Origin of the sequence: Erythrobacter sp. CCH5-A1 (genome assembly GCF_001557115.1) — a bacterium.
Taxonomy (GTDB): Bacteria; Pseudomonadota; Alphaproteobacteria; order Sphingomonadales; family Sphingomonadaceae; genus Erythrobacter.
This window is the reverse complement of the sequence record NZ_LSKQ01000287.1, coordinates 1-240: the sequence shown is the minus strand read 5'-3', so window position 1 is coordinate 240 and position 240 is coordinate 1. Positions and strand designations below refer to the sequence as shown.

Annotated in this window: 1 protein-coding gene; it reads right to left on the bottom strand. The window is 63.8% G+C overall.

Annotated elements, in window-relative coordinates; translation table 11 throughout:
- Window positions 1-205 (bottom strand): hypothetical protein (locus tag AX708_RS21215; protein ID WP_233999675.1); only part of this gene is annotated, 205 nt, incomplete at its 3' end.
- Between the last annotated feature and the right edge of the window lie 35 nt (window positions 206-240).

Genomic DNA, 240 nt, shown 5'->3' with positions numbered 1-240 from the left:
CCCTCGCTTTGACGGGCTTTGTGATCGGCGTTGCCCGCATGGCTTTGAAGAGCGCGCCCGGCTTTGCTTTCGGCGGCACCGCGCGCGGTTCGCAGCCGGGCTGGGCTGTCACGCGTTTGATGATTGGAACCGTAGACGCGACGTCTGCAACTGTCTCCCGCGCCAAAACTGCTGGTCTGGTTTGCCCCGGGATCTTGTCGATCACGTACAAGCGCACGGCCACGCTGGTGCCCTGCTTGT